The sequence below is a fragment of the Streptomyces sp. NPDC058877 genome, assembly GCF_042742855.1.
Lineage (GTDB): Bacteria > Actinomycetota > Actinomycetes > Streptomycetales > Streptomycetaceae > Streptomyces.
This window is the reverse complement of sequence record NZ_JBHYMF010000230.1, coordinates 1-9,910: the sequence shown is the minus strand read 5'-3', so window position 1 is coordinate 9,910 and position 9,910 is coordinate 1. Positions and strand designations below refer to the sequence as shown.

Genomic DNA, 9,910 nt, shown 5'->3' with positions numbered 1-9,910 from the left:
GGGTCTGCAGGCTCCTCAGCCGAGCCAACAGCGGACGACGACACCGCCCTCGACCTCGAAGTTGATGCGCCCGTCCAGGTACTCCATGGTGACGATCGCGCCGGGCGGCAGGGACCTGACGACCTGCCAACCCCGGCTCCTGGCGAGTCGCTCGGCTCCTTCGGCACCGAGGCCCACATAGGACTCGGGAGCGTCGGAGGACGGTTCGGGAGTGCGTGAAGTGGGTGCCATGAACCTCACGTTAGTCCCCTGGCGGTCACGCTTGTGTCACAAGTTCTCGACATCTGTCTGACACGCCCACCGCCACTCAGAGAGACGACCCACAGCAGTTTCTCCAGCAATTCCGAGCGACTTCCAGCTGTTTACACGAAGGGTTCACCGAGCAGCGGGAAGGTGCGTCTCATTGCCGCTGCCGCTCTTCCGGTCCGAATTGCGCGGGCGACGCGCGCCCGAGGCTTCCCGTCTTTCCTTACGCAGTGCTTACGCTGTCCGAACGCCAGGGGACGCCGGTCCGGGACGGCGGCGAAGCGGAGGAAGCGATGGGCAACGGGACGGCGACCGCGACTGTCGAATCGACCCGGGAGCGCCACGGCCGCATCCTGATCGACTGGCTCACCACCACCGACCACAAGAAGATCGGCCACCTCTACCTGGGCACCGCGTTCGCCTTCTTCCTGGTGGCCGGGCTGATGGCCATGCTGATGCGGGCCGAGCTGGCGCGCCCCGGCCTCCAGCTCATCTCGAACATGCAGTTCAACCAGGCCTTCACCCTGCACGGCACGATCATGCTGCTGCTGTTCGCCACCCCCACCTTCGCCGGCTTCGCGAACGAACTGGTGCCGCTGCAGATCGGCGCGCCCGACGTCGCCTTCCCCCGGCTCAACGCGTTCTCGTACTGGCTGTTCCTCTTCGGCAGCCTGATGGTGCTCGGCTCCCTGTTCGTCCCGGACGGCCCCGCGGCCTTCGGCTGGACCGCCTACGCCCCGCTCAACAGTCCGGAGCACTCCCCCGGCATCGGCGTCGACCTCTGGATCACGGGGCTCGCGCTCTCCGGCTTCGGCACGATCCTGACCTCGGTCAACTTCCTCACCACCATCATCGGGATGCGGGCACCGGGGATGACCATGTTCCGGATGCCGATCTTCACCTGGAACGTCCTCTTCACCGCGATCCTGGTGCTCGTCGCCTTCCCCGTCCTCGCTGCGGCGCTGCTGGTCCTGGAGGCGGACCGGCGCCTGGGCTCCGTGGTCTTCCAACCCGAGAACGGCGGGGCACTCCTCTGGCAGCACCTCTTCTGGTTCTTCGGCCACCCCGAGGTCTACATCATCGCGCTGCCGTTCTTCGGGATCGTCAGCGAGGTCATCCCGGTCTTCGCCCGCAAACCGATCTTCGGCTATGCGACGCTCATCGGCGCCACCATGGCGATCACCGGCCTCTCCGTGGTGGTCTGGGCCCATCACATGTTCGCCACGGGCGCGGTGCTGCTGCCGTTCTTCTCGCTGCTGTCGTTCCTCATCGCGGTGCCGACCGGGGTCAAGTTCTTCAACTGGACCGGGACGATGCTGCGGGGCTCGCTCTCCTTCGAGACCCCGATGCTGTGGTCCGTCGGCTTCCTGGTGTCCTTCCTCTTCGGCGGGCTCACCGGCGTCATCCTGGCCTCGCCGCCGATGGACTTCCAGGTCACCGATTCGTACTTCGTGGTCGCCCACTTCCACTACACGGTCTTCGGCACGGTCGTCTTCGCCACCTTCGCCGGGTTCTCCTTCTGGTGGCCCAAGTTCACCGGCCGGATGCTCGACGAGCGGCTCGGGAAGATCCACTTCTGGACCTTGTTCATCGGCTTCCACACCACCTTCCTGGTGCAGCACTGGCTCGGCGCGGAGGGGATGCCACGGCGGTACGCCGACTATCTGGCGGTCGACGGCTTCACCGCGCTCAACACCGTCTCGACGATCGGCGCCTTCCTCCTCGGCGCCTCCACGCTGCCGTTCCTCTACAACGTGTGGCGGACCTGGCGGTACGGGGCGAAGGTCGAGGTCGACGACCCCTGGGGCTTCGGTCGCTCCCTGGAATGGGCGACCTCCTGCCCGCCGCCCCGGCACAACTTCGACACCGTGCCCCGGATCCGCTCCGAGTCGCCGGCCTTCGACCTCCACCACCCGGAGTTCGCCGCGTACGAGCGGATGCGGCTCACGGCCCCGCCGTCGGACCTCCACCCGTCCGGTCGGGACTCCGGGGCGATCGGTCCCTGAGCCCCGCGTCCGAGCGGTCCGTGGGCCGCGGGGGCGCCGCTCACAGCCGGTAGCCGAGCTGGGGAACGGTCATGCAGTTCTCCGTCATGTCGCCCTGGCTCACCCAGCCATGACCGTCCTGCCAACGGGCCACGGAGAGACAGGTGTGACGGGTCTTCGGCGGATCGGTCAGGTGCTCGAACCGGACGGGAAGCAGCAACCCATCCGCGGTGTAGGGCTCCTGACGGTTCATGAACCCCTCGACGCAGTCGCGGGTCAGCGCGCCCCCGGCGAGGCAGGAGCGGGCCGCGTCGGTGAACCACATCGCCGCCGCCCACCCCTCCAACTGCCATTGGGACAGCGGCCGGTCCCCCATCGCCGCCCGGAACTCGCGGACCGCCGGATGACCGGTGTCGTCGTAGTTCCGGCTCGATCCGGTCACCCACAGCGCGGCTCGACAACCGGGGGCCCGGGCATAGTCGCGCGAGACGGCCGAGGACCAGTTCTGCACGTTCGTCACCTTGGCGGCGACCTGTACCCCGAGCGCCTCCATCGCCTCGCACAACCGCACGTTGCCGTGGGTGTCCATCGCGTCGAAGAGGAGGTCGACGTGCTCGGCCCGCAGGTCGGCGGCGACCGCACGGAAGTTGGGCAGTGCGAAGTCGACCTGTTCCTCGACCACCCGGTAGCCCTCGGTCCGCAGCCCGCGGGCGACCAGTCGGGCGTACGCGGCGGAGGCGGCCTGGTTGTAGGACACGACGGCGGCGGTCCGCGCACCGAGCTTCTCGTGGAACCAGCGGTACACCTCGGTCCCGCCGTACAGCGTGCCGCCCCAACCGGGCTCCCGGCCGGTGCGGGGGGCGGAGCTGCCGTAGATCCCGTAGAGGTGCGGATAGGTGTCGTAGGCGGGGGTGAGCGGTTGCCCCCCGATGTCCGGGACGCCGGCCCGGGCGACGAGGGGGGCGCCCGCGTAGTTCAGGGCGGTGGTGGCGACGAGGGCGAAGACCTTGCGCTCGTCGATCAGCCGGTGCACGCACGCGTTGTTGCCGACCCCGCTGCCGCCGTCGTCACAGGTCTCCACCTCGATCCGGCGCCCGTCGAGGCCGCCGTGCGCGTTGAGGGCGTCGAACCAGGCGCGGGCCCCGTCCCGCGGACCGGTGAAGGCCTGCCCGCCGACCGGGCTGGTGGCGCTGGTGATGATGCCGACGCGGAGCGGCTCACCGCCGGAGGGGTTGGCGGTGGGCCGCGTCTCGAAGGCGCGCTCCGGGAGTCGGCTGCCGCACCCCGCGAGCAGGGCGAACAGTACGGCCAGGAGCAGCGCCGTGACCGCCTCAGCAGCCCGGAACGGTGACACCGCTCAGCTCGACCAGGCCGCAGAGCGTCTTCACGGAGACCTTCCAGGTGTCGTTCTGCAGGACGGAGGTCCCCTGGGAGTCGGGCAGGGCCGGCGCCCCGCCGACCAGCAGGTCGTAGGTGACGTTCGCGTCGGTGGCCGAGGTGAACTCGATGCCGGTGACCTTCGCGGAGGTCGCGGCCGCGTTCTTGTCGCCGGCGAACGCGCCGAGGACCGGTTGCATCTGTTCGCCGTTCTCCAGGAGCTTCACCTTCTCGGCGAGGGGGGTGTTCGGATCGAAGAAGGCCGTCCAGTTCTTGGTGATCTCGGCCTTGGCGAGGACCGGATCGGCGGGCTCGTCGCTCCCCGACGGGGCCGACGGGGCCGTGGTGTCGCCGGTCGTCCCGCCGTCGTCCGAGCAGCCCGCGAGGGCGGGTGCCAGGGCGAGGACTGCAACGGCCCCGAGGGCCACGAGACGGGATCGTGCACCGCGTCGTTCGACAACCATCTGGCTCACCACCGGGTGTCTCGGCAGTCCGTAGCGGCTGGTGTTTCCAGGGTGGGACGTATCGGGGCATAGTGCAAGGAAGAGAGGAGGGAGGCCCCGTGCCGACGTCCCGGATCCTGCTGTGGAGCGGTCTCGCAACGGTCGCCGGGGGTGCGGTGCTCTGCGCACTCGGCTGGTACGGGATCTCCGGCGAACGGTACGCGGAGCGCCAGCTTCCCTACCTGGCCTCGTGCACGGTGCCGGGGGCCGCGCTGATCGTGGCGGGCGCGGTCCTGATCGGGGTGGCGGCACTGCTCCCCGCACCCCCTCCAAAGCCGGCTCCGGCCGAACCGGAGGAGACTTCCCCGCCGTCCTCGGAGGGCCCGCCCTTACGGGTCCCGGGCGGGACCCTCGCGCACCGCCCGGACTGCCCGCTGGTGGCGGGCAAGGCGGAGGCGGTGGACGTCGGGGACGCGGAACTCGCCCCCTGCCCGGTGTGTGAGCCGTGGCCTCCCTGACGTACGAGCTGACGCTGGCCGGCCTCGCGGTCGGCAGCGCCGCCGCGCTCACCGGCATCGGCCTGATCGTCACCTACCGGGCCACCGGCGTGCTGAACCTGGCGCACGGCGCCATCGCCATGGTCTGCGCGTACGCGTTGCGCCAGCTGGTGGTCGTCTGGGGCTGGCCGCTGCCCCTGGGGGCCCTGGTCACCCTGCTGGTGATCGCCCCCGGCATCGGCCTGACACTCGACCGGGGGGTCTTCCGGCCGCTGGCCCTCCGCGGCTCGAACCCCGCGCAGACCCTGGTGGCCACCATCGGCGTCTTCGTGCTGCTCGTCGGCGGAGCGGTGCTGTGGTGGGGGCCCGGTGCCCGGAACGACGTGCCGGTGCTGCTCGGCGACGATCCGTGGGTGCAGCTCACGACGGTGGTGGCGCTGGCCTTCCTGGTCGGGGCGGTGACCCGGTGGACCCGGTTCGGCAGGGAGCTGCGGGCCGTGGTGGACAATCGCCCGCTCGCCGTCCTGTCGGGGATCGACGCGGACCGGGTCGCGGCGGCCGGCTGGGCGTTCGGCTCGTTCACGGCCGGGCTGACGGGCGTGCTGCTCGCCCCGTACGTCCGGCTCGACCCGTACGGGATGCCGCTGCTGGTCGTCGAGGTGATCGCGGTCGCGGTGATCGCCCGGATGCGGTCGCTTCCGGTGGCGGTGGGGGCCGCGCTCGCCATCGGAGTGGCGCAGGCGCAGCTGACCCGGCTGCACCCGGAGGGCTGGACCGGACCGCTCCTCCAGTCCGTCGGCGCGAACCTGTTCGTCGTCGCCCTGCTGGTGGCGGCGCTCGCCCTGCCGGGCGTCGGGGGCAAGGGTCGGGACGCGCTGCCGCCGCCGGTGCGGTCCGGCCGCGTGCCGACGGCCCTGTGGCTCGTGGTCGGCGTCCTGCTGCTCCTCCCCCTCGGTCTCGCCGGTTCCGACCTGCACACGGCGGTCCAGGTCCCGGCCCTCGCCGTGATCCTGCTGTCGCTGGTCCTGGTGGCCGGCAGGGGCGGGCAGATCGCACTGGGACAGGCGGCGTACGCGGGGCTCGGCGCGCTGTTCACGGCGCTGCTGGCCGCGGCGGGGATTCCCCTGCTCCTGGCGCTGGGACTCGCGGTGCCGGCGGTCGCCGCGGCGGGGCTCCTGACGGGCTGGCCGGCGATCCGTCGCCACGGCCTGGCCCTGGCCCTGGCGACGCTCGCCGTGGGGGTGGCGGTCAGTCGCTTCGTCCTCACCCAGCCGTACGCGACGGCCGGACTGTCCCTCGGCCGCCCGGCGGGCTTCTCCGACGACCGCGCCTTCTACGCCCTGGAGCTGACCGTCCTGGCCGGCTGCCTGGCCCTGGTGGCAGCCCTCCGTCGGGGGCGTACGGGCCGGGCGCTCGCCGCCCTGCGGGACCACGAACCGGGTGCGGAGGCGGCGGGCGTCCCGGCACCCCGCCTGAAGGTGCTCGTCTTCGTCCTGGGCGCGGCCCTGGCGGCCCTCGGCGGCGGCCTCCTCGGAATGGGGCTGCGCGCCTTCGACCCGGAGGCGTACGACCCGATCCGCGGCCTCCTCTGGTTCGCCGCCGTCCTGGTGCTGGGCGCGGACAGCCTCCTCACCCCGCTGGCCGCGGCGGCACTCCTGACCACGCTGGACGCGGGCTCCCAGGCAGGGGCGGCAGCGGTGCTGATCGGCCTCCTCGCGGCCCTCACGGGCAGGCTCCCCCCGCTGGCGGACCTGCTGCCGGCCGGCCGGCGAGGGCGCCCCCCGACGGGCGGGGCGCGCGGGGACGGCCGTTCCCGCGGCGCCCGGGCCGCCGCGCACCGGGTGCGCCCCCGGGGCCCCGCGCCGCGCACCGGGCTCCGCGCCCACGACCTGTCCCTCGTCCACCCCGGCGGGGTGGTCGTCCTCTCCCACGTCACGCTCGCCCTCCCCCCCGCCCGCATCACCGCCCTCGTGGGCCCCAACGGCGCCGGCAAGAGCACCCTCTTCGACTGTCTCGCCGGAGCGCTCCGCCCCGGCCGGGGAGGGGGGCGGATCACGCTCGACGGCATCGACATCACGGCCCGCTCCGCCCCCGCCCGAGCCCGGCTCGGCATCGCCAGGACGTTCCAACAGCTCGTGGTCTTCCCGTCGCTCACCGTGGAGGAGAACGTCCGCCTCGGCGAGGAGCAGGGCGGCGGCCCCGGGGACCCGACCGGTGTGGAGCGCTGCCTGCGGCTGTTCGGGCTCGCCGGCCCCGTACGGCACCGGGCCGCGGCGGACCTGCCTACCGGAACCCTGCGCCGGGTCGAGCTGGCCCGTGCGCTGGCCGGACGGCCGCACACGCTCCTGCTGGACGAACCGGCCGCCGGGCTCGACGCCGCCGAGACGGCCGCCCTGGCCCGGATCCTGACGGCCCTCGCGGCGGACGGCCTGACCGTCCTCGTCGTCGAGCACGACCCGGACCTGGTCGCCGGGATCGCGCACGTGGTGCACACCATGGAAGGGGGGCGGATCCTGTCGTGAGCATCGAGATCGCGCTGCGCGCCGCCCGGGTCCGCTACGGGCCCCTGGAGGCCCTCCACGGGCTCGACCTGCCGGTGCCGGCCGGTACGGTGACGGTTCTCCTGGGGCGCAACGGCTCCGGGCGCACGACCGCCCTGCGCGCGCTCGCCGGCACGGTGGGCCTGTCCGCGGGCCGGGTGGAGTGGCACGGGACCGACGCGACCCGCCTGTCGGCACACGAACGGGCCCGCCGGGGGCTGTGCTTCGTGCCGGACCAACAGGCGGTGTACACGGGCCTCACCGTCGCCGAGAACCTCGCACTCGCCGTTCCCGGGGCCCCCGCCCCCGCCCCCGATGCCGCCGCCCCGTACCCCGAGCTGGTTCCGCTGCTGTCCAGGACCGCCGGGACGCTCTCCGGAGGGGAGCGCAGGATGCTGGCGCTGTCCCGCGCCCTGCTGGCGACCGCGCGCGTGGTGCTCGTCGACGAACCGTCCTTGGGCATGGCACCGGAGGTGGCGGCCCGTACCTACCAGGGCCTCGTGGCGCTCGCCGTGGAGGGCGGGGCGGCCGTGCTCCTGGCGGAGCAGCGGCTGCCGGACGGGCTGCCGGACGGCTCGCTCGTGCACGAACTGCGGCGCGGCTCCCGTGCGTCGAGCGGGGAGCCGGTCGAGTACCGCTGACGTCGGGTGGCGCCCCCTCTCAGAGCGGGGCGATCCGCAGCATGGCACCGACGACGAGGCGGTTCGGATCGGCCCCGATCACCGCGCGGTTCGCGGCGTACAGCGCCTGCCAGCCGCCCTCGATCGCGAAGCGGCGGGCGATCGCGCTGAGCGTGTCGCCGGACCGGACGGTGTGGACGCGCCCGCTGAGGCCGTACCGCTTGGAGCAGACGGGCCAGGCCCCCCAGCCCTGGGTGCGCAACACCTCCTCGGCGACGGTGATCTGCTGCTGCCGGGTCGCGAGGTCGGCACGCCGGGCGTGGGCGAGGCCACCGTGCTCGACCCAGGTGGGGTGCCAGAACTGGAGTCCGCCGTAGAAGCCGTTGCCGGTGTTGACGTGCCAGCGTCCGCTGCTCTCGCACTCGGCGACGCAGCCCCAGGGCCACTGGTCGTCGGCGCAGGCGTACGCGGGTGCGGAGGCGGCCTCGTGGAGCGCGTCCGACACCTCTTGGAGCGCCGCTGCGGCTTCCTTCCCGGCCCCTGCGGACGCCTCTCGGACCGCGAGCGGGGCGGGGACGTCCACCGGAGCGGGAGACGCGTCACGCGCCTGGGCGGGCACCGGAGCCAGGGCGAGCAGCGCCACCGTGGACGCCGCCACCAGGGAACCGGACGTCCAAAATCGGATCTTCGACATCGGGGCAGGCTAGGCAGCCCCTCGACGGCCCCGGTCCGTGCCGCGCGGAACACCGTTCACATCCCACCCGGTCGGAGTCATGCGGCCCCTCGCACACGCCACCGGCAACTTGCCCCGCATCCGCGCGTGACCCCGGCCGAGCCTGACCCGTTGAACTCGGCATGAGGCGCTCGGGAAACGGCCCGGCGTCCCCCGCACCGAGTCCAGGGAGTCCCCCGTGCCGCGCATGCTCGACGTCAGCGAGGACGTACGCACCGAGATCGGCGACGAAGAAGCCGACCGGCTGCTGGCCGGCGACAACGCCCCGGGCAGTTACGACTGCACCTCCTGCCGCACACCGGGCGACTCCGACCAGGAGCGCACCAGCACGGTCCTGTTCGTCGGCGAGGAGACCGCGGTGCTCGCGTTCGCCCACGCCAGCTGCATCCCCTCGCAGGTCGTCCGGGTCGCCGAGGAGCAGCTCCAGGGCGCCGTCGCCTCCATCACCGCCTCGAACGCCGCCGACGCCCTCTCCGCCTCCCACCCCGAACAGGCGGTGCTCGGGGTCACCAGCGGTCTCGTCCTGATCGAGGGCGAGCTGCACCCGGCGCTGGTGGTGGAGCCGACCGCCCCGGTGGCCCGACCGGGCTCGGACGGCCTCACCGACGAATTCCTGCCGCTCCTCGCCGAGCAGGGCTTCCAGCCGGTGACGAGCCTCGACGAGCGACCGGCGGTGCTGCCGGGTTGGTCCGTCCTGGTCGCGATGGGGCAGCTGCACTCCGTCCTCCAGCCGGGTCCGGGCGGTGCGGGGCAGGCCGCGTGGTGGCAGGCCCACCAGCCGCTCCAGGTCACCGAGGGCTGGCGCACGGCGGCGAACAAGTCGCACACGGTCCTGGTCTTCGCCGCCCCGGTGGGCTCGATCGGCCAGCAGCCGCGCGAGGACCTGCTGCGCGACGCCCTGGAGAAGGCCGCGGCGAACGGCCGTCTGGTGGCCGCCGCGATGCCGCTGGCCGGCACCTGATGGGAGACGGCGGGCTCGGCATAGGGCGACCGGAGCCTCCCGGGGCGGGGTCGGACGTCCCGACCGTGCCACGTCCCCGGAGCGCCCCCCTTTCCGAGAACCGACCGCATCCGACGGGCGGCCGGGTCGTTGGCACCTATGTGCACCCATACGACCCGTTCCTCCAGCCGTATCCGAGCCAGATCCCTTCGATGCGCCCTGCGCAGGGAGTCTCGGCGGGCCCCTCGCCCACGCCGATCTACGACGCCCTGTACTCGGAGTACCGCAGGTCGTTCCGCACCCTGCCGGGCGACCGCAGCGGCGAGGAGGAACTGGGCTTCCGGGCCTTCGGCACGGTTTTGAGAACCGGCGTGTACGGGCAGGGCCACCGGTACGCGGCACCGCATCCGCCCGTGTGGTCGGCCCAGCCCCCGCAGGCTCCGGCAGCACTGCCGCCGGGGCCCCGCAGGGGCCTCTAGTACGGAAGAGGGAAGAACCGCACCCAGGACGTCGACACACGGCTGAGGGC

General features: G+C 72.9%; 10 protein-coding genes. 6 read left to right on the top strand and 4 right to left on the bottom strand.

Annotated features, from left to right (window positions below; all coding sequences use genetic code 11):
- Positions 1-15: 15 nt before the first annotated feature.
- The gene (locus ACFW2Y_RS31840) at positions 16-231 is read right to left on the bottom strand and encodes an I78 family peptidase inhibitor (RefSeq protein WP_384886005.1); all 216 of its coding nucleotides are present in this window, start codon (positions 229-231) and stop codon (positions 16-18) included.
- Positions 232-539: 308 nt separating this feature from the next.
- Between ACFW2Y_RS31840 and ctaD the strand changes: the two genes are divergently transcribed.
- Entirely contained in the window at positions 540-2,252 is a 1,713-nt protein-coding gene (gene ctaD / locus ACFW2Y_RS31835) for a cytochrome c oxidase subunit I (RefSeq protein WP_384886007.1), read from the top strand.
- A 40-nt stretch (positions 2,253-2,292) separates the two neighbouring features.
- Here the strand turns inward: ctaD and ACFW2Y_RS31830 are convergent, their stop codons facing one another.
- Both ACFW2Y_RS31830 and ACFW2Y_RS31825 read right to left on the bottom strand, forming a co-directional pair.
- Positions 2,293-3,585 carry an ABC transporter substrate-binding protein gene (locus tag ACFW2Y_RS31830; RefSeq protein WP_384886003.1) on the bottom strand — a complete coding sequence of 431 codons (1,293 nt, stop codon included), beginning with the start codon at positions 3,583-3,585 and terminating at the stop codon, positions 2,293-2,295.
- Positions 3,563-4,036 carry a hypothetical protein gene (locus tag ACFW2Y_RS31825; RefSeq protein ID WP_384886001.1) on the bottom strand — a complete coding sequence of 158 codons (474 nt, stop codon included), beginning with the start codon at positions 4,034-4,036 and terminating at the stop codon, positions 3,563-3,565. The genes ACFW2Y_RS31830 and ACFW2Y_RS31825 overlap by 23 nt, the downstream gene beginning before the upstream one ends.
- A 134-nt stretch (positions 4,037-4,170) precedes the next feature.
- Here ACFW2Y_RS31825 and ACFW2Y_RS31820 point away from each other — a divergent pair, with 134 nt between their 5' ends.
- The 3 genes from ACFW2Y_RS31820 to ACFW2Y_RS31810 are packed head-to-tail and all read left to right on the top strand — an operon-like array spanning position 4,171 to position 7,729.
- Positions 4,171-4,569 carry a hypothetical protein gene (locus tag ACFW2Y_RS31820; RefSeq protein WP_384885999.1) on the top strand — a complete coding sequence of 133 codons (399 nt, stop codon included), beginning with the start codon at positions 4,171-4,173 and terminating at the stop codon, positions 4,567-4,569.
- Positions 4,557-7,070 (top strand): ATP-binding cassette domain-containing protein, encoded by a 2,514-nt coding sequence (locus ACFW2Y_RS31815; protein ID WP_384885997.1) that lies wholly within the window; start codon positions 4,557-4,559, stop codon positions 7,068-7,070. The genes ACFW2Y_RS31820 and ACFW2Y_RS31815 overlap by 13 nt, the downstream gene beginning before the upstream one ends.
- Entirely contained in the window at positions 7,067-7,729 is a 663-nt protein-coding gene (locus ACFW2Y_RS31810; protein WP_384885995.1) for an ATP-binding cassette domain-containing protein, read from the top strand. The genes ACFW2Y_RS31815 and ACFW2Y_RS31810 overlap by 4 nt, the downstream gene beginning before the upstream one ends.
- A gap of 19 nt (positions 7,730-7,748) precedes the next feature.
- On the opposite strand, the gene ACFW2Y_RS31805 is transcribed toward ACFW2Y_RS31810, so the two are convergent.
- Positions 7,749-8,402 (bottom strand): transglycosylase family protein, encoded by a 654-nt coding sequence (locus ACFW2Y_RS31805; RefSeq protein WP_384885994.1) that lies wholly within the window; start codon positions 8,400-8,402, stop codon positions 7,749-7,751.
- A gap of 217 nt (positions 8,403-8,619) precedes the next feature.
- Here ACFW2Y_RS31805 and ACFW2Y_RS31800 point away from each other — a divergent pair, with 217 nt between their 5' ends.
- Together ACFW2Y_RS31800 and ACFW2Y_RS31795 are read left to right on the top strand one after the other, a co-directional pair.
- Positions 8,620-9,402: a hypothetical protein gene (locus tag ACFW2Y_RS31800; protein ID WP_384885992.1), complete on the top strand. Its 783-nt coding sequence runs from the start codon at positions 8,620-8,622 to the stop codon at positions 9,400-9,402.
- A 191-nt stretch (positions 9,403-9,593) separates the two neighbouring features.
- Complete coding sequence (locus tag ACFW2Y_RS31795; protein WP_384885990.1) at positions 9,594-9,860, top strand: hypothetical protein; 267 nt, start codon at positions 9,594-9,596, stop codon at positions 9,858-9,860.
- Positions 9,861-9,910: the final 50 nt, after the last annotated feature.